A 19,190-nucleotide genomic window follows, 5' to 3' on the forward strand; every position below is an offset into this window, starting at 1 on the left:
ATATAGGTTGCTACTATTGTCATTTTTGATCGGGAAATCAATATTCATTGTAGAATTGCCGATATAATTGCATTTACTAGAAATCTAATTCCTATGAAATGAAGACCGCATTAAATAGGAATATTACTTTTCTTTTTCCTATAAAAAACGGATAACAATTTTTAATAGTAGTTATTACAATTTAAATACGGAAAATTCAGAAAAATAACCAGGAGGTTAGGAGGGACTGAAAGCGTTTACTGATATTGGAGTATAAGAAAGAGAAAATTCCCTTATAAGGAGGCTATTAAAATGAAATCGATTAACCCAATGAATGTGATAGACGAGAGCCGTATTCATTCGATGCATATTTGGTTGATATTTTGGTTGTTCATTGTAATTGCATTTGATGGATATGATGTTGTTATTTTTGGGGCGTCTGTTCCTTCTCTTATTAAGGAATGGGGGATATCGGATGTGACAGTAGGAGCAATTGGTAGTTACTCGGCTATAGGTACTGCAATAGGTGCTGCTTTCTTTGGTTTTTTGGCTGATAAAATTGGTCGTAAAAAAATCATATTAGTAACTACAATCATATTTAGTCTTTTTACATTTTTATCAGGTTTTGCGAATGGGCCCGTTATGTTTACAATTTTTCGTGTCATCGCGGGTATTGGGCTCGGTGGAGTTATGCCAAATGTAATTGCGTTGGCAACGGAGTTTTCGCCCAAACGGATTCGGACTACTATTGTATCTTTCATATTTTGTGGATATTCAGTAGGTGCTATGGCAGCGGCACTTACAAGTCGTTCCCTTCTTGTGACAGCAGGATGGAAACCTGTTTTTTGGTTAGCGGGAATTCCATTATTATTCATACCGTTTTTAATAAAAAGTATTCCAGAGTCTGTTGGTTTTCTTTTAATGAGAGGGAAAATAGAAGAAACTAAGAAGGTAATAGCTAAGATAAATCCACAATTAAGTAAAGATACGGCAATTGAATTTATAAAACCACCAACTAAAGAAGTAGGCTCTCCTGTTGTTAAGCTATTTGAGGAAAAACGGGCAGTAAGTACAATTATGTTTTGGGTCTCATGTTTTAGTGCTTTCGTATTAATTTATTCGATGAGTACATGGTTGCCACGACTTATGATGCAGTCTGGGTATGATCTTAAATCAAGCCTTACATTTACAGCGGTCATGCAGATTGGTGCAATTGTTGGAACGATTATTTTCGGTCCAATTGTGGATAAGCTTGGTTTTAAAAAGGTACTTGTACCATTATTTTTCTGTGGAGCAATAGCATTATCATTAATCGGGTTTGCGAATAATATGTTTGTCGGGTTTCTTTTAATTTCAGTAATTGGTGCTTCATCTGTAGGATTACAGAACATGTCGAATGCCTTTGTTTCCCAATACTATCCTAGTAGTATGCGTTCAACAGCAGTAGGAAGTACAATGGCCTTTGGGCGTCTTGGTGGTGTAGTGGCCCCAACATTCGTAGGTATACTTCTTTCAATGCATTTTATGCCGCAATATAATTTCGCCGCTATTGCGAGTGCAGCTGTACTTGGCGGCATAGCAATGCTATTCATTAAAGAAGAACATGGAGTCTATTATAAAGAGAAAAAACAAATAGAAGCGGAAAATAGCAATTTTACCTCAGCTAAATAACTTTTTTAAATCCCGGAGAGGTAGGATTCTTCGGGATTTAAAAATGATTAGCGAAGAATTGTCATGTTTTTCTATAATAATTTTAATAGAATAATCTTGAAATATTTTCTTTCATATTATATATCTCTTCTTTTACAATAGATAGAAAAGGTGAATGGAGGAGATGATCTATGTCTGTCAAAAAGAGGGAAAAATTAATGAAAAGAGTTGAATATCATTTACGAAATACATCACGTAAGCTTATAAAGATTGATACTGAAGAAGAAGCACTTCAATATTTAACTGATTCCTTTTGCTCTGAATTATATTGTGATTTCGTAGCTGTAATATTGAATGAAGATGGACAGTTTTTACCGAGAGCATGGAGTGGGAATTTAGTTTCCTTAGCTGCAGCATTTCCTATTCATTCTGATGAATGTTCTCCGAAACTTCAATATCAAAGCGTAACGGATCAAACGGCAGACGCTCCAGAAATGTGCCTACTGGCGGAAACTTTGGAATATGCTGGTGTGAAGACTTGGTTTACTGTCCCATTAAAAGATGACATCCAACATTTTGGTTTTTGTATTGTTGCCTTCTCAAGTCATGTGCCTCTTTTAGATATGGAAATATCATTTGAAGAGTTTGGAAAAGACATAGCCGTGGCTATAGCGGTAGCTAGACAAAAGGAAGCGCAATTAAAAAAAATTGAAGGATTTGGATGGTTTAGTAAAAATCTTTCGCTAGACGTTCCGTTAGAGAAACATGTATATGAAGTGACTTCTAAAGCTGGAATTGGAACAGGTGCAAGTTTTTCATATATATATCTTTATAACGAGGAGGAAAACAGTTTTGTCTTTCAGCCGCCCTCATACGGAGAAATAGGGCGTCCGCAGAAAATGATGATAGAGGATAAATATGCACTCAAGGAGCATTTTCCTTTTTTTGAGACCATTGGTGGTGAACAAATTACTGTTCCGTTGCTCATTGATATGAAACCTATTGGGGTTTTGCATGTTGAAAATAAACGTGAAGGGTTCTTTACGAAGGATGATTTAAAAGCGTTGGAAATGCTCGCGAATCATTTGGCAACTATACTTGACAATGCAAGGCTATATAATGGTGAAAAAGAACATAAGCAACGTCTTCACCTTCTATTAGATTACCAACAAGCTTTATTAAAAGAAACGGTCGCGGATAATAATTTTGAAGGAATTACAACAATGTTAGGCAGTCTGTTCCAAGATTCAGTTATTATTTTTGATAGGTTTATACAACCTATTTCAAATAATAGTGAGGAAGATGAGATAACAGAACAAATAGCTGAATTGGCAAGAGAAGAAAGAAGTAAACAACGAATAACTGATACATTTTATATTACTGATCCAAAGCATATTGGTTATTGCTTTTCATTTTGGATTATCAATGGAGGCGGTAATTTACTAGGATATTTAGCGGTGCGAAGACCGGTTGGAGAAATAGATATATTTGATCAATTGACGGTGGACTTGGCAAGGAATATTTGTTCCATTCAGTTTATTAAACAGAAGCTCGTTCTGGACACGAAAGAGCAGATGAAAGACAGCTTTATTAGTAAATTGCTTACTGAAAAAATAGAAGATCGAGATAACATTTTGCAATATGCAAACTTGTATCAATGGGACCTTTTCAAAAAACATCGACTAGCTATATTATCGATTTCACTTGATGAGAAAGAATTAAGAAAAGGGAACCTGCTCGAACAGCAAGCGAAAAAATCACTTGTATGGGATTTAATTAAGTCACGTCTCCCGGAATTTGGAACCGGCATTTTAGCTGCTTCTCATAATGATGAGCAACTCCTTGTTGTGCCTATCGAAAATCAAAAGAACAGCCCGAAAAAATTTTGGGAATTACTATATCATAGCATCCAAAAATGGATAGGTTCGTCACCCATTTCCTGTAGTGTATTAATAGGAATTGGCGGGGTTACACAACAACTAGAAGACTATTATATTAGTTATCAGCAAGCAATACAGGCTCTAAATATTTTAGACAGCCGCTTTCGCAAACAGGGATTTGCACTATTTGAAGATTTAGGATCGTATGCTATTTTACATCATTTAAATCATTCTTCAGCCGTAGACCTATTTATTAATAAGCAAATTGGTCCCCTTCTTAAATATTCAGAAGGGAAGAATATAGACTTATATAATACATTACATGTTTTTTTACAAAATAACGGAAATGTAAAAAGCGCTGCAGAAGAACTTTATATTCATAGAAGCTCGCTTTTGTACAGGCTGGAAAAAATCGAGTCACTCATTTCAGTTGATTTAAATCATGCTGAAGAAAGATTCAATTTAATGATGGCACTAAAGCTTTATGATATGTATGGTGAGGTAATTGAATAACACCATTCTACTTCGGAACTACTGCGCTGTTAAAAGTTTGAAAAATCAAAAAAGAAAACGAAAAGAAGTTTCTCCTGAAGTGAAACTTCTTTTCGTTATTGTTTTAAATTGTAGATAAGTAGTCACGCATTTTATCTATAATTGTTTTATAAAACTTGTTACACTATAAGGGTATTTGAAAAAGGGATTATAGATTTGAAGGTGATATGCATGAAGAAATATAAAATAGGGGAAGTAGGAAAGGAATTTGGTGTTTCGATAGATGCTTTAAGGTTTTATGAAAAGAAAGGCTTCCTAAAACCACAAAAAGATAAAGACAATGGTTTTAGATTTTATACATATGAGGATTTTGGAGTATTTTTAGCAATTAGAAGCTTTAGACAAATGGGATTTCATGTTAAGGAAATTGGATCGATTTTTAACGGTTTAGAATATGATGACATAATGAAAAAATGTAATGATAAAATAGCTGAAAAAAATGAAGCGATAAAGCAGTTAGAATTAGAAACAAAGCAAATAAATGAATTTATAAACTTATTACAAGAATACAAACAAGAAGGTGAGCGATGGGTTATAAAACAAGCTGAGACTTATTATTTTCTCAAACATGTTCATTTAAATGAAGGAGCGCTATGTGTAAATCCTCTATTAAAAGAATGGTTAAATTTCTTGCCAACAGTTTCTCCAGCATTATGTATTCCACTTGAAGAATATAAAATAAAAAATATAGATAACAGTTATTGGGTAATGGCTATCTCTGAATTAAAGATGAAAGAATGCCAATTACCTATGGATGATTCAGTTTTTCAAATAGATATGGGCGAGTGCTTAAATTATTTATATGAAAAAGACGTGAATGAACCGTTATCATCGTTGATATTAGATGAACCGCTATATGTTATGCAGGAACGGGGATACACTCTAAACGGCGATATTTTATGTCGATACGTTTGTGAAACAAAGAGTCAAGAAAAAACAGTTGAACATTATATTATTATGATCCCTATTCTTAAATCAAACGGTGCAAAGTGATATCGTAAATGTGAAGTAGAGAACGAAATGAAGAAATGCATGTAATTGTTAGACATAGTCTACAATTGTATGCATTTTTTTTGAAATTAAAGAAATGTTACTCGTTGTTTAGTTAAGTTTATACAAAATAAATGAATTAATTAAATTAAGCTATTGACCCTAGTCTTAGACCATAGTTTATATTGAACTCATGAAGTAAGCGTTTACAAAAACGAAATGTAAAACGCTTAAATTAATTATTGGAGGTTTTTAAAATGAGAAATATCGTACTTTTATGTAATGCAGGTATGTCTACGAGTATGTTAATGAACAAAATGAGAGGGTATGCAGAAACAGCAGGCTATAACTGTGAAATTAATGCTTATGCATTAACTGAAGCAAAGAACGTTGGGCCAACAGCAGACATCATTTTATTAGGGCCGCAAGTTCGATATGCGTTAAATAATGTGAAAAGTCAATTGCCAGAAAAGCATATTGAAGTAATTGATATGGCTGCTTATGGCATGTTAGATGGAAAAAAAGTAATTGAGCAAGTTAAAACCATTTTAGGTGATTAAAAGTTTATACATAGGGAACGATTAACGAGCTTTATACGAGTTATGTCAGTTATGAAAAGTACATATTTTGAGGGAGGTCATCGTCTGAAAAAGATAAGGGAATTTCCAATTTTATGTATGGTAATTGGGAGTCTAGCAGGTGGTTTGGTACTTTCAGGATGTTCATCAGAAAGTAAAGATAAGGCTTTAAAAGACTCAGATATAACACTTATAACGAATGTTCTTCCGTATGGGGAAGTAGGAGCTACCGTCGTTTGTGATTTTGGAGATACAATAGATAGCTCAAAAATCACAAAAGATAGTTTCAAAGTTGAGGTGGAAGTGAATGGGAAACCTCAAAATAGAAAAATAAATAAAGTGTACACAAATAATAAAGCTGAGGCATCAGAGGCTTCAAAAGACGGACAATACGTTGTGATCGAATTAGATGAAAACGATAAATATGCATCTACCTCAACATTTAATGAAGAAAAATTTTTAAGCACAAGAGATAATTTAGATTATAAGTTAACGCTTAAGAAAGAAATTAAAACAAAAGAAGGTGCAACTTTTAAGGCATCTGAACAGAAAAATAAAATTTCAAATGTAGTTACTCCTGTTGTAGATGATTTTAAAAAAGGCGTATATCAAGATGCATCTGGAAGCAAAATGCAATATAGACTTTTTGAGCCTAAAAAAGAGCCTAACAAAAAATATCCATTAGTCTTATTTTTACATGGATCAGGTGAAAGAGGAAATGACAACTATATGCAAGTCGTAGGAAATGAGGGCGCTGTAGCGTGGGCTAATCCAGAACAACAAAAGAAACACCCTGCATATGTGTTAGCTCCTCAGGTTGAAGTAGCTGAAACCCTTACAGCATATTGGACCGAGGAACCAAACTATACTACGATGTTTAATTTACTAAAAGAAACCATCGATAAATATGATATTGATAAAAATCGCATATATGTTGTTGGTATGTCCAATGGTGGAATTGGGACTTGGAATGTTATTAAGAAAAACCCGGATCTTTTCGCAGCTGCTGTTCCGATTTGTGGAATAGGAGATTTGCCGGAAAATCAGCTTGTTGAAGAATATAAACCATTACAAAATACTTCAGTATTCAAGGATATTAAAGATATGCCAATTTGGGTCTTCCATGCAGAAGATGATCCGCTAGTTGATGTGAGATATAGCAGGGATGCTGTACAAGCTATTAAAGAATTAGGTGGTTCTTTAGTCAAATATACAGAATATCCAACTGGAATCGTTAAACCAATGGGACATTTCTCTTGGGTACCAGCTTTGCAAGATAAAGAGATGATAAATTGGTTGTTTAATCAGTCAAAATAACTATTAAATATCTTAATTATAAAAATATCATCCTACTCATGTGGGTGGTACAGCATATTTTTATAAGCCCATAAGGAGATTTCATAATGAGTAAAAAAATAGTATCACTTTGCTTATTAGTTTCTTTAACAGTTTCATTATTTGGATGTTCAGCAAATGAAGGCCAAAAAGTGAAAGAGAAAAAAGAAGAAGAGCCGGTTGAGTTTTATTTAGTAAGGCATGGGAAAACGATGCTAAACACGACTGATAGAGTACAGGGATGGGCAGACGCGCCCCTTACTAAAGATGGAATTGAAGTAGCTGAATACCTTGGAAAAGGTTTGAAAGGTGTTAAGTTTGAAAAGGCATATAGTAGCGATAGTGGACGTGCAATAGAAACAGCGAAAATTGTGTTAGATCAAAGTGGAAATAAAGATATGAATATCAATCAAAGTAAAAATTTACGGGAAGCGTGTTTCGGTGAGTTTGAAGGGGAGTTAAATCATACTTTTCGGGAAAAACTTGCACAAGCAAATAATATGACCCATGAAGAATTTATGAATAATTTCGACATCGATATCATGCTGAATACGGCAGCAAAGATTGATCAGAGTAAACAAGCTGAAGACACAGAAACAGTTACTAAGAGAATGAAAAATGAAGTTGATCAAATTGCAGAAGAAGTAGCTGGAAAAGGCGGCGGTAAAGTCCTTGTTGTATCACATGGTACATCATTAATGGGGCTGTTATATACAATATCCCCTGAATCGTTAAATGAAGTGGAAGAGGGGTTAGGAAATGCAAGTGTTTCAAAAGTTGTATATAAAGATGGGAAATATACAGTTAAGTCTGTAAATGATATGAGTTATGTAGAAAAAGGAAAAAAGTAAAATAATTAAAAGTCAGAAACGTTGGAGGTAATTATGAAACTATTAGAGGGGATAAGAAACGGACTAGAAAGAGTTATTACACCACTAACAAATTATCTCGGAAATAGTAAAGTAGTGAATGCAATTACATCAGGGATGATGATGACAATTCCTGTTACGATCGGTGTTACGTTGTTTGCTATTTTAGGTAATCTACCATTTAAAGGATGGAAAGAGTTTTTAATTCAAATTGGTTTATATACGCACATGCAGGACATGATTAGTGCGACACTTAGCTTGTTAGCAGTGTATATGGTTGTCATTATCGCTTATTCTTATGTGAAAGAAGAAGGCATGAACGGAATGACAGCTGCTGTTATAGCATTAGGTAGTTTCTTATGCTTAATGCCAATGTCAGTTAAGGTTGGGGAAGAACAAATTCCAGCTATTTTAAATCAGTATTTAGGTAGTGATGGAATATTCGTTGCCATGTTTGTCGGCGTGTTCACTGGTAAATTGTACTGTGCATTAAAAAGAAAAAATATTGGAGTAAAATTACCGGAATCGGTACCACCTATGGTAGCTGATGCGATTAATCCTGTATTTATTTCAATCATCATTTTCACGCTTATCTTCTTTATTAGAGTAATATTTGGATATACTCCATATGAAAATATTTTTAACTTTGTAAGCCAAGTAATCTCGTTACCTGTAAAAGTAATTGGATCGTCCGTTTGGTCAGTTATTGCGATCTTTACTTTTATGAATTTATGTTGGTTCTTCGGTTTACATCCAGCACCAATCATAAATGTATGGTATAGTGCGACGGCTCCATTATTTACGGCAGCAATTACAGCTTTCGCTTCAGGAACACCTTTTGCGGAAATTCCTTATTTAGGATTTAGTTTAATGCATTTTGCAGTTGCCATTGGTGGAACAGGGAATACGTTAGGTTTAGCTATAAATCTGTTATTTGCAAAATCGGAGCAATATAAATCACTTGGAAAAATCGGTATCATCCCAAATATCTTTAATATTAATGAGCCGATTGTATTTGGATTACCGCTTGTTCTGAATCCAATCTACTTTATTCCATTAGTAGCATCTTCAATAGTTGGCGGGTTAATTTGTATCGTATTCCTTAAAATCACGGGAATCTTATCTAAATTCAACCCACTTATTGAATTGCCATGGGTAACACCAGCACCATTTGCAGGTTATATTTCTGGTGGTTGGTTACTATTAATCATGACGGTATTAATTATTATCTCTCAAATTCTACTATATTATCCGTTCTTTAAAATGGGAGATAAGAAGGCTTATGAGGCAGAACAACAAGTAGCAGCACAACAACAATAATAATGTATTCCTCAAAACCCTGATTATTGTGGGCTAGTAATGGGTGGGGATGAGCTAAACCTCACTGATTATTTTTTGAATAATAAAAATAAAAAAATGTTAGGAGAATAGTTATGGAACAAAATGAATTAGTAGTATTTCAAATTATATCAGCGGTAGGTAGCGCACGATCTTCATATATTGAAGCAATTCAAGAAGCAAAAATGGGTAACTTTGAAAAAGCAAGAGATTTAATGAATGAGGGTAGTGAAACTTTTATTGAAGGGCATAGAGCGCATGCTGGATTAATTAGTAAAGAAGCAGCTGGTGAAAAAGTAGAAGTAAGTTTATTGTTAGCACATGCAGAAGATCAATTAATGAGTGCAGAAGGATTTAAAATTATAGCGGAAGAGCTTATAAGTGTTTATGAAACATTTTTAGTGAAACAAGCTTAATATAAACAAACTATAACAATACTATTTTTGAAAAGGACAGGTAAAAATTATGCTCAATCGTACATTTAAAAAAGACTTTTTATGGGGGGCTTCCACAAGCGCTTACCAAGTAGAAGGAGCCTATAATGAAGATGGAAAAGGCCTTTCTGTTCAAGATGTGAAAGTTATTCCTGAAGGTACGTCAGATTTTAAAGTTTGTAGTGATCATTATCATCATTTTAAAGAAGATGTGAAACTTTTTTCTGAATTAGGGCTAAAAGTATATCGCTTTTCAATAGCTTGGACGCGAATTCTTCCAAATGGTACAGGAGAAGTGAATGAAAAAGGTATTACATTCTATAGCAATCTAATTGATGAATTGCTGAAGCATGATATCTTACCGTTAGTAACGATGTATCATTTTGATTTACCGTATGAATTAGAGAAAAAGGGTGGATGGAGCAATAGATCTACCATCGATGCATTTGTTAATTATTGTGAAATTCTTTTTGAACGTTTTGGTGATAGGGTTAAGAATTGGTTAACCATTAATGAGCAGAATATGATGATTTTACATGGTGAAGCGATTGGTACATCTGTATTATCTCAAAAAGAGCTGTATCAACAAAATCATCATATGCTTTTAGCGGAGGCTAAGGTTACGAACTTATGTCATCAAATGATTCAAGACGCTAAAATTGGTCCAGCACCGAATATTAGTTATGTTTATCCGAAAACATGTAAACCTAACGATATTATTGCAGCTCAAAATTGTAATGCAATTCGAAATTGGTTATATCTAGATATGGCTGTATATGGACGCTATAACAATATAGCGTGGAATTTTATGAAAAGTAAAAATATCGAACCAGTTATATTAGAAGGAGATATGGAAATTTTATCTAGCTCAAAGCCGGATTATATCGCTTTTAACTATTATTCTTCTATTACTGTTAGTGAGTACGATGAGAACTTTGTAATTGATAATACAGGTGACCAACAAATCGAAGTAGGTGAAGAAGGATTCTTCATAGGTGATGATAATGAATATCTAGAATTAACCGATTTTGGCTGGGAGATCGATCCAATTGGTTTTCGCGCTACATTAAGAGAAGTTAGTGATCGTTACAACCTACCGATTATTATTACAGAGAATGGAATAGGTGCATACGACAAGTTGGATGAAGATGGTTCCATTCATGATAACTATCGAATTGATTACTTAAGAAAACATATTGAACAAATGGAGCTAGCTATTGCCGATGGTGTTGATGTCATTGGGTATTGTCCTTGGGCAGCGATAGATTTAATTTCTACGCATCAAGGTTTTAGAAAAAGATATGGTTTTATTTATATAAATCGTGATGAAGACGATTTAAAAGATTTAAAAAGAATAAAGAAACAAAGCTTCTATTGGTATAAAGCGGTTATATCATCAAATGGTAAAGAACGTTAACATATAGTTGCAATGTTTACATCATATAGAGTGCGTGCCTCAAGGGAAAATTATTTGTTTTGAGGTGCGCACTTTTTATATGAGAAATAACTGTACCTCGCTTTAAATGGAAAATGAAGCTATTTGAACTGAAATGAATACCATCAAAATGTACGAAAGAAATATGTGTATTTCCTACACTATGTAGATACAAAAACTTTTTGGATATAGATATAATTTATTTACAGAATATTTGCAAAGTTGAGTAGGAGGATGAAAGATGTCGATTCAAACAATTGGTATTGTCGGTGCTGGATCCATGGGTTCTGGAATTGCGAATTTAGCTGCAATAAATGGATTTACAGTTATTTTACATGATATTGAGGAACGCTTTTTAGATAATGCAATGCAACGTATGAATGGATTTATGACGAAGAGTGTTACAAGAGGAAAGATGACTGAAGAAGATAAAGAAGTGGCGCTTGGCCGAATTCGATTGACTACTAGTTTGGAAGATATGAAAGACGCAGATGTAATCATTGAAGCAGTGTTAGAAAAGTTAGAATTAAAGAAAGAGATCTTTGCTGCGCTCGACCGGATTGCTCCGGAAGGGGTTATACTTGCAACGAATACATCATCTATGTCAATTACAGAAATCGCTTCTGCGACGAATCGTCCGGAACGTGTCGCAGGTATGCATTTCTTTAATCCTGCGCAAATTATGAAACTTGTAGAGGTAGTACGAGGGTATCGAACAAGTGATGAAACAGTTGAAGAATTGAAAGCGTTATCCAAAAAACTTTCTAAAGAACCAGTCGAAGTAAAAAAAGATTCTCCAGGATTTATTGTTAATCGAATTATGATTCCGCAATTTATTGAGGCAATCAAATTGCTCGAAGATGGTGTTGCGTCTGCTGAGGATATTGATAAGGCAGTTACACTTGGTCTAAATTATCCAATGGGTCCGTTCGCACTACAAGATTTTGCAGGTGTAGACATTGGTTATCATGTGATGGAATATTTCAAAAAAGAATTAAATGATGATCAATATGCGCCACCGTTACTTTTAAAACAGCTCGTTAGGGCAGGGCGACATGGGAAAAAAACAGGTGCAGGTTTTTATGATTATGAATAAAGAATGGGGGATAAAAGAAATGAATTATGAATTTTTATTATGTGATATCGAAAATAAAGTAGCGATTGTTACCATTAATCGACCACCTGTAAATCCATTGAATACACAAGTGTTCAATGAGCTTTCCAGCATGTTTGATGCGCTTGAAGCGAATGAAGAAGTGCGAGTTATCGTTCTTACAGGAAGCGGAAGAAAAGCATTTGTCGCTGGCGCTGATATTAATGAAATGGCCGCACTTGATCTTGTCGGTGTGAACAAAATGAACAAAACATCTCGAACGGTATTTACCAAAATTGAGAATATAACAAAACCGGTTATTGCTGCGGTAAATGGACTAGCTCTTGGAGGTGGATTTGAACTAGCGTTAGCCTGTGACTTGCGTATTAGTTCTGATCAGGCAAAGTTCGCTTTTCCAGAAGTAGGATTAGGAATTATTCCTGGAGGCGGAGGTACGCAACGTCTCCAAAAGATTGTTGGTCAAGGTGTAGCAAAAGAACTGCTCTATTTCGGCGACATGTTTGACGCCCAGCGTGCCCTAGATTTACAAATTGTAAACAAAGTAGTGCCTGCTGAAGTGCTGTTTGAGGCGGCGAAAGAGTGGGCATATAAACTGGCACAAAAACCACCGGTAGCGCTTCAAATGTTAAAAACTGCAGTGAATGTAGGAAGTAATACTGACCTTGAATCGGGCCTAATAATCGAAAGTACTTGCTTTGGCAATGCCTTTGCAACAGATGATCGTAAAGAAGGACTTCAAGCATTCGTTGAAAAAAGGAAGCCAGTTTATTCGGGAAAATAATGAGGTGAGAGGCATATGAGAGAAGTAGTTTTATTAGAGGGAGCAAGGACTCCATTTACTGAAATTTCTGGATCGTTTCGGCATATCAATGCAACAGATTTAGGAGCTATTGCTGCGAAGGAAGCAATACGGAGAGCTAACATATCTGCTGAAGATATTAATCAAGTTATCTTCGGAAATGTTCAGCAATCTAGCAAAGACGCGCATTTATTGGCAAGGCATGTCGGCTTAAAAGCTGGTACTCCAATTCACGTTCCTGCGCTGACAATCAATCGTCTTTGTGGAACTGGTGTCGAATCCATTTTAACGGCAGCTCGTTATATTCTTAGTGGGGAAGCGGATGTTGCGCTTGCAGGCGGAACTGAAAACATGAGTCAAGTGCCACACGTAATACGCGAGATGAGATGGGGGAGCCCTCTTGGCGGACCAGTTGTCGAAGATTGGTTATGGGATGGACTTTATGATACGTATGGTAAATGCACGATGGGAGAAACAGCTGAGAATTTGGCTGCAAAATATAAATTAACTAGAGAAGAAGTAGATCAGCATGCGCTATCAAGTCATGAACGAGCTCTATTAGCAAGGGAAAAAGTCATTGAGGAAGATGAGCATATCCGTCAAACAAGCTTGGAAAAACTTGCAAAGTTAAAGCCGCGTTTTGTCGAAAATGGCGTCGTAACTCCCGGAAGTGCAAGCGGGATGGTAGATGGTGCAGCAGCCGTTATATTAGCATCGAGTGATTACGCAAATAAAAGAGAGTTAAAACCAATTGCTAAACTTATTTCTTGGGCTGTAGTTGGAGTTGAACCGAAGTATATGGGTATCGGACCGGTTCCTGCTATTCAAACTGCATTAGAAAAAGCGAATCTGACTTTGGACGATTTAGACTTAATTGAAATTAATGAAGCATTCTCTGCTCAGTATTTAGCTTGTCAAAAGGAATTAGGCTTCGATCTTGAGAAGGGCAATGTCAATGGAGGAGCAATTGCGATCGGTCATCCACTTGCTGCGAGTGGAACAAGAATTTCCTTGTCCTTAATTTATGAATTAAGAAGAAGGAATAAAAAGTACGGAGTATCGGCTGTTTGTATTGGCGGAGGCCAAGGGATTGCAGCAATTTGGGAAGCGTTGTACTAGGTAGAAAATAGGAAACCAGGGAGAGATATTCCTGGTTTTCCTTCATCGTTTATGCTGATATTAGCGAACTTTCTGTAAGTAGGGGGATCGGGAAATTCCGACTAATGGAAGTTCAACTTTAGAATTGGACTGGTTGGTAAGATGATAGAAGGTGAGTGAGAGCATGAAAAAGAATGAAAATTTATTAGCGGTGTATGAGCTGTTAGAACATGTTATTTCAGCATATGGCGAAAAAGAAGCACTATATGATTTAACTAAACGAATCACATATCAACAATTAAAAAACGATGTAGATTGTTTGGCTGCGGCATTAAAGAGACTAGGAATAAGTAAAACAGACCGCATCGCTGTTTCTCTACCAAACTGGTCCGAAACAGTAATTGTTTACTTTGCAGCAGCAAAATTAGGAGCGGTGATTGTCCCTTTTAATCCAAAATATAAGTCACATGAAATTGAATATATATTGAAAAATTCCACACCAAAGATATTAATAGCTTCAGAAGAATTTGAACAGAATTTTGGTTTTGAAAAAGCACTGTGTATGGTTCAAAAAGCTATTACTGTAAGATATCAACCGTCTCATATGAGGAGTTAATTCGTTCAGCAATACCTGAAATAGAAACAGTTGATGTAAACGTAAATAGTGATTTGTTTTGTATTTTGTATACTTCAGGAACAACTGGTATACCGAAGGGAGTAATGGTTACACACCGAGCTGTTGTACAATCTGCACAAACAATTGGGCGAGAGTTACGTAGTACACAAGATGATGTGTTCATTATTTCCGCACCGCTGTTTCATATTTTCGGTATGGCAATTAACATGCTTTGCGCAGTCGCTGCGGGTGCTCGAATGGTCTTACAGGAAAAATTTCGACCACGAGAAACTTTAGAGCTAATTGCAAAAGAAAAGGTAACGATCCAGCAAGGTGTACCAACGATGTTTATTAAAGAACTAGAATTAGAAGATTTTGACCGTTATGATTTGTCTACATTACGTGCAGGACTCGTCGGCGCTGCACCTATTCCGGCGAAAACAGTGACGGAAATACGAGAACGGATGGGAATTAACCTTTGTCAATCGTTTGGGATAACTGAAACAGTTTCTATTACGATGACCTCTTATGGTGATACGGAACAGAACATAACAGAAACTCTCGGAAAGGCAATTCCAGGAGTAACATTGAAAATTGTAGATGAAAATAGAGTGGAGCTTCCCACTGGAGAAGTGGGAGAAATCGTAGTGAAGAGTTTTGGTGTAATGAAAGGTTATTATAATATGCCCGAGCAGACAAAGCAGGTTTTGGACAATGACAATTGGTTTTATTCAGGAGATTTAGGCACTCTCGATAATGAGGGATATTTAAGATTCGTAGGCCGGAAAAAAGAAATGATTATACGTGGAGGTCTAAATGTGTACCCTCAAGAAATTGAAGCGGTGCTGATGAAACATCCGCAAGTAATAGAAGCGGCAGTCATTGGTCTTCCGGATAAAGTACTTGGGGAAGTAGTATGCGCGGTCATTCGGCTGAAAAGTGAAGAAGTAAGTTCGGAAGAGAAAATGAAATTTTATCTCAAAGACCAAATGGCAATATACAAAATACCAGAAAAAGTAATATTTACAGACGAATTTCCTGTAACAGCTAGTGGGAAAATCCAAAAGTTAAAATTGAGAGAGCAAGTAGCTTCAAATAGTAGTCCAATGGCTTAAAAGATAGAATAGGGGGGATCAGAGACGATGGAGGAATATACATTTCAAGTAAGATGGGGAGATACTGATGCAGCGGGCATTGTATATTATCCTAATTTTTATAAATGGATGGATGAAGCAACTCATGAATATTTTAAAAAAATTGGTTATCCTTCCGCCAAACTTTTCGTAGAACAACAGATTGGTTTACCGTTACTCGAAACAAAGTGTAAATTTATGTCGCCTCTTCGTTTTGAAGATCATGTAGTTGTGAAAAGTACGATAAACGTTTTGTATAATAAAGTCTTTACAATTCAGCATGTCTTTGTAAAAGGGGAACAAGTTGTAGCAGAAGGTTATGAAACTCGTGCATGGACTTCTTTCAAAGAAGAAGTGAAAGCGTATCCAATACCTGAGGATGTTCGGCAGAAGATGATGCCAGAGATAAAGGCAGTGGAGAGTTAAAAACGAATAAACTAAGGCAAGGCGTAGGGAGTTTATAGACAAAGGGGAGTTATTTATGGCAAATGATAAAAAATATGATGTGATTGTCGTTGGTGCAGGTCCAGTAGGGCTTATAGCGGGACTTGCATTACAAAAAAAGGGGATATCAACTTTAGTAATAGAAGCGGATCCATTAGGTAGACCACGCCCAGGAAGTAGAGCCATTTATTTGCATAGTGCTTCATTAAAGCTTCTGGAGGAGACTGCAGAAGGACTTGGTTTTACACTTGCTCGAAATGGAATCATTTGGCCTGTCAAACGAACGTTTTACAAAGGAAAGGAAGTGTATATGCGCAATTACGGCAAAGATGAAAATCTTGAGTCAAACAGATTACCCCATTTTACGGCGCTCCATCAAGATGAGATTGAAAAGCATATATATGAGGCTTGTATGGAGGCGGGGGTTGAATTTTTATGGAATGCCCCAATTAATAAGTTAGATGTTACAGACTACGGAGTGCAATTAACTACTACGCGTGGAGAAACTTTAAAGGCACAGTATGTGATTGGTTGTGATGGAGCGCGTTCGATCGTAAGAGAGCAGGCTGGATTAAAATTCGAAGGACCGCGCACTGCAGATACTTTTATCGTTGTGGATGCGAAAGAAGATGAAGCGAACCCGCTACCTTTAGAAAGAATATTCCATTACCAACATCCAGCTATGGGGGAAAGAAACGTAATGTTTGTTCCGTTTAAAGGAGGATGGCGTATTGATCTACAGCTACTTGAATCAGACAACGTAGAGGATTACACAAATATTGAAAGTGTTAAAGAATGGCTGCCAAAGGTGATGGATGCTAAGTATGCTGAGCGGATTACATGGGTGTCTTCATATCGTTTCCACCAAGTAGTGGCAAATTCATTTACTGACGTAAAGCGTCGCATTCTTCTTGCTGGGGAAGCTGCACATTTATTTGCTCCATTCGGTGCACGGGGATTAAATTCTGGGGTTCCAGATGCTGTTATTGCTGTACGAGGCATAGAGAAAGCGTTGCAATCTCATTCTGAGGAAGAGCGGATAGAAGCGATTGAAGCAGCTGCAAAGGAACGCCGAATCGCAGCTAAATGGAACCGTGATGCTTCGACGACTGCACTTCATCACCTTCAAGGAAATTCTTCTGAGATGAAAATGAAACGAGAAATCGCGGCCTCAATGGTATCTATCGTTCCGAGATTGGGAAGATGGCTTGATGAAGGGCCTTACGGACCAAAATTTGGACCACCTGAACTGACTACAAAATATTAATCTTGGTGAAATTGTAAGAAAAAACAGCTAGATGAGTAATGTGAACAAAATGAAAGGAGAGATATGGAGTGGCCTTGTCGCAATTAATAAATGAAGAGAAGTACGGTTCGGGTGCTCGTCATGCGAATGAAATAATTGAGCGGTTAACGACTTTGGACTGGTATGTGAATGCTGGACAACAGAATCTAGAAGCCGAGAAGAAAGTAGATCGATTCATGAGTTCACTAAATATTAGTGAATATGAAATAAGATGGATTTCGAGAAAACAATTAAATGAAACAATTGGAAGGCTTTCTTTTGAAGACAGTACTTTTTGGGAAGCACTAAAAGAAGTGCCAGATCAGTTAAAGGGGAAAATTGTACGTACAGGAAACGAAAAACTCCTTGCAGATGTGGTAGATAAAGTGCCTGAGGCAATATTCCATGGAGCCTATAAGCAAGCGCTCAATATATTTGGTGATGAGAAAGCAGTCAAATTTCTCGTAGGGCATGCGATGTACATCAGTGTTCTTGCATGTGCAACTGAATTAGCTGAAGAAAATAATCTGTTTCTCCCGATAGTTGAGTTACTAGAAGGGGGACATTTACCTCTTGGTCCGGAAGGCGATACCTTTTATCTATTGTAACTAAGATAAGAGTATATAAAAATGTGGCCCGCAATTACTTTTGATTATGTAGGAAGAAAGAGGTTTACCTATTTGAGATCTATATTTTAAGAGAGGGAGATTAATATGAAACTTGTTACTTTTACACATAGCGGAGAAACTAGAATTGCAGCTTTAGAAAATCGAAAATTAATTGATCTGCACGCAGCTTTTAAAGCGAAGTTGAAATCAGAGGGGAATCTTCGGGCCGCTCAAATTGCAGAAGCGTATATTCCAAAGGATATGAATGGTTTTTTACAAGGTGGAACAGAAAGTATGAATCTAGCAAAGGCAGCTATTGCTTATGCACTTGCGAATGAGAATGAAGTTAAAATGATATTTGAAGAGGAGGAAGTCAAAATCGAAGCTCCAGTTCCTTCTCCAGGAAAAATTATTTGTGTAGGCCACAATTATCGTGAGCATATTTTGGAAATGAAACGAGAGTTACCTCCATATCCAGTTATCTTTGCGAAGTTTGCTAATACTGTAGTTGGCCCACAAGATGATATTCCTTTTTATCCAATTTCTGAACAGCTAGATTACGAAGCGGAATTTGCTTTTGTAATTGGAAAGCGTGCCCGAAATGTTTCAGAAGCAGACGCTCTCGAGTATGTGGCAGGGTATACGATTGCAAATGATATTACTTACCGTGACATTCAACGTCGTACAATTCAGTGGCTTCAAGGTAAGACAGTTGAAGGAAGTGCTCCAATGGGGCCGTGGTTAATTACATCGGATGAATTAACAGACCCATCTGGCTTAGAAATTGTCCTAACAGTTAATGGAGAGAAGCGTCAACAATCCAATACCGCGAATCTAGTATTCTCTGTTCCATATCTTGTTTCATTCTTATCAAATTTAATAACATTAGAGCCGGGTGATGTCATCTTAACAGGTACTCCAGGTGGTGTAGGTGTAGCGTGTAATCCGCAAGCATTTCTTAAAGATGGAGACATCGTTCGTATCGAAATTGATCAAGTGGGTGTACTTGAAAATAGAGTGAAACAAACATCAGAGGTGCCGGTGCTATGATTA

General features: G+C 36.3%; 16 protein-coding genes and 1 pseudogene. All 17 read left to right on the forward strand.

The annotated features are described in order from the left end of the window. Positions 1-291: 291 nt before the first annotated feature. Positions 292-1,650, forward strand: coding sequence for an MFS transporter (locus tag VK90_RS19995; protein WP_048374695.1), 1,359 nt, complete (start codon positions 292-294; stop codon positions 1,648-1,650). A gap of 170 nt (positions 1,651-1,820) precedes the next feature. Beyond that, positions 1,821-4,022: a helix-turn-helix domain-containing protein gene (locus tag VK90_RS20000; RefSeq protein ID WP_048374697.1), complete on the forward strand. Its 2,202-nt coding sequence runs from the start codon at positions 1,821-1,823 to the stop codon at positions 4,020-4,022. 210 nt (positions 4,023-4,232) lie between these two features. Then, positions 4,233-5,054, forward strand: a complete 822-nt coding sequence (locus tag VK90_RS20005; RefSeq protein ID WP_048374699.1) for a MerR family transcriptional regulator — start codon at positions 4,233-4,235, stop codon at positions 5,052-5,054. Positions 5,055-5,308: 254 nt separating this feature from the next. Continuing rightward, positions 5,309-5,611: a PTS sugar transporter subunit IIB gene (locus VK90_RS20010; RefSeq protein ID WP_048374701.1), complete on the forward strand. Its 303-nt coding sequence runs from the start codon at positions 5,309-5,311 to the stop codon at positions 5,609-5,611. A 42-nt stretch (positions 5,612-5,653) separates the two neighbouring features. After that, a complete protein-coding gene (locus tag VK90_RS20015; RefSeq protein WP_053081443.1) occupies positions 5,654-6,946 on the forward strand; it encodes a prolyl oligopeptidase family serine peptidase in 1,293 nt (430 codons plus the stop codon). Between the two features lie 86 nt (positions 6,947-7,032). Beyond that, the gene (locus VK90_RS20020) at positions 7,033-7,815 is read left to right on the forward strand and encodes a histidine phosphatase family protein (protein WP_048374703.1); all 783 of its coding nucleotides are present in this window, start codon (positions 7,033-7,035) and stop codon (positions 7,813-7,815) included. Positions 7,816-7,848: 33 nt separating this feature from the next. Then, positions 7,849-9,153, forward strand: coding sequence for a PTS sugar transporter subunit IIC (locus VK90_RS20025; RefSeq protein WP_048374704.1), 1,305 nt, complete (start codon positions 7,849-7,851; stop codon positions 9,151-9,153). 113 nt (positions 9,154-9,266) lie between these two features. After that, on the forward strand, positions 9,267-9,587 hold the full coding sequence (locus tag VK90_RS20030; RefSeq protein ID WP_048374706.1) for a PTS lactose/cellobiose transporter subunit IIA: 321 nt from the start codon (positions 9,267-9,269) through the stop codon (positions 9,585-9,587). Between the two features lie 49 nt (positions 9,588-9,636). Further along, a complete protein-coding gene (locus VK90_RS20035; protein ID WP_048374707.1) occupies positions 9,637-11,022 on the forward strand; it encodes a glycoside hydrolase family 1 protein in 1,386 nt (461 codons plus the stop codon). A gap of 259 nt (positions 11,023-11,281) precedes the next feature. Then, entirely contained in the window at positions 11,282-12,136 is an 855-nt protein-coding gene (locus VK90_RS20040; protein WP_048374709.1) for a 3-hydroxyacyl-CoA dehydrogenase family protein, read from the forward strand. 19 nt (positions 12,137-12,155) lie between these two features. Then, positions 12,156-12,935: an enoyl-CoA hydratase/isomerase family protein gene (locus VK90_RS20045; protein ID WP_048374811.1), complete on the forward strand. Its 780-nt coding sequence runs from the start codon at positions 12,156-12,158 to the stop codon at positions 12,933-12,935. Between the two features lie 15 nt (positions 12,936-12,950). Beyond that, the gene (locus VK90_RS20050) at positions 12,951-14,072 is read left to right on the forward strand and encodes an acetyl-CoA C-acetyltransferase (RefSeq protein ID WP_048374711.1); all 1,122 of its coding nucleotides are present in this window, start codon (positions 12,951-12,953) and stop codon (positions 14,070-14,072) included. A gap of 163 nt (positions 14,073-14,235) precedes the next feature. Then, positions 14,236-15,782 (forward strand): annotated as a pseudogene (locus VK90_RS20055) (class I adenylate-forming enzyme family protein). A gap of 27 nt (positions 15,783-15,809) precedes the next feature. Next, a complete protein-coding gene (locus VK90_RS20060) occupies positions 15,810-16,226 on the forward strand; it encodes an acyl-CoA thioesterase (protein ID WP_048374713.1) in 417 nt (138 codons plus the stop codon). 55 nt (positions 16,227-16,281) lie between these two features. Beyond that, entirely contained in the window at positions 16,282-17,511 is a 1,230-nt protein-coding gene (locus VK90_RS20065) for an FAD-dependent oxidoreductase (RefSeq protein WP_048374714.1), read from the forward strand. A gap of 68 nt (positions 17,512-17,579) precedes the next feature. Continuing rightward, entirely contained in the window at positions 17,580-18,137 is a 558-nt protein-coding gene (locus VK90_RS20070; RefSeq protein ID WP_048374716.1) for a hypothetical protein, read from the forward strand. 105 nt (positions 18,138-18,242) lie between these two features. Beyond that, on the forward strand, positions 18,243-19,187 hold the full coding sequence (locus VK90_RS20075) for a fumarylacetoacetate hydrolase family protein (protein ID WP_048374718.1): 945 nt from the start codon (positions 18,243-18,245) through the stop codon (positions 19,185-19,187). Positions 19,188-19,190 lie beyond the last annotated feature (3 nt).

Origin of the sequence: Bacillus sp. LK2 (assembly GCF_001043575.1) — a bacterium.
Lineage (GTDB): Bacteria > Bacillota > Bacilli > Bacillales > Bacillaceae_G > Bacillus_A > Bacillus_A paramycoides.

Excerpts from the sequence above, each read along its gene's own strand:
- VK90_RS20040 (WP_048374709.1), top strand. The coding sequence starts at position 11,282 with ATGTCGATTCAAACAATTGGTATTGTCGGTGCTGGATCCATGGGTTCT.
- VK90_RS20045 (WP_048374811.1), top strand. The coding sequence starts at position 12,156 with ATGAATTATGAATTTTTATTATGTGATATCGAAAATAAAGTAGCGATT.
- VK90_RS20065 (WP_048374714.1), top strand. The coding sequence starts at position 16,282 with ATGGCAAATGATAAAAAATATGATGTGATTGTCGTTGGTGCAGGTCCA.
- VK90_RS20035 (WP_048374707.1), top strand. The coding sequence starts at position 9,637 with ATGCTCAATCGTACATTTAAAAAAGACTTTTTATGGGGGGCTTCCACA.
- VK90_RS20020 (WP_048374703.1), top strand. The coding sequence starts at position 7,033 with ATGAGTAAAAAAATAGTATCACTTTGCTTATTAGTTTCTTTAACAGTT.
- VK90_RS19995 (WP_048374695.1), top strand. The coding sequence starts at position 292 with ATGAAATCGATTAACCCAATGAATGTGATAGACGAGAGCCGTATTCAT.
- VK90_RS20050 (WP_048374711.1), top strand. The coding sequence starts at position 12,951 with ATGAGAGAAGTAGTTTTATTAGAGGGAGCAAGGACTCCATTTACTGAA.
- VK90_RS20060 (WP_048374713.1), top strand. The coding sequence starts at position 15,810 with ATGGAGGAATATACATTTCAAGTAAGATGGGGAGATACTGATGCAGCG.
- VK90_RS20015 (WP_053081443.1), top strand. The coding sequence starts at position 5,654 with ATGTCAGTTATGAAAAGTACATATTTTGAGGGAGGTCATCGTCTGAAA.
- VK90_RS20010 (WP_048374701.1), top strand. The coding sequence starts at position 5,309 with ATGAGAAATATCGTACTTTTATGTAATGCAGGTATGTCTACGAGTATG.
- VK90_RS20000 (WP_048374697.1), top strand. The coding sequence starts at position 1,821 with ATGTCTGTCAAAAAGAGGGAAAAATTAATGAAAAGAGTTGAATATCAT.
- VK90_RS20005 (WP_048374699.1), top strand. The coding sequence starts at position 4,233 with ATGAAGAAATATAAAATAGGGGAAGTAGGAAAGGAATTTGGTGTTTCG.
- VK90_RS20025 (WP_048374704.1), top strand. The coding sequence starts at position 7,849 with ATGAAACTATTAGAGGGGATAAGAAACGGACTAGAAAGAGTTATTACA.
- VK90_RS20075 (WP_048374718.1), top strand. The coding sequence starts at position 18,243 with ATGAAACTTGTTACTTTTACACATAGCGGAGAAACTAGAATTGCAGCT.
- VK90_RS20030 (WP_048374706.1), top strand. The coding sequence starts at position 9,267 with ATGGAACAAAATGAATTAGTAGTATTTCAAATTATATCAGCGGTAGGT.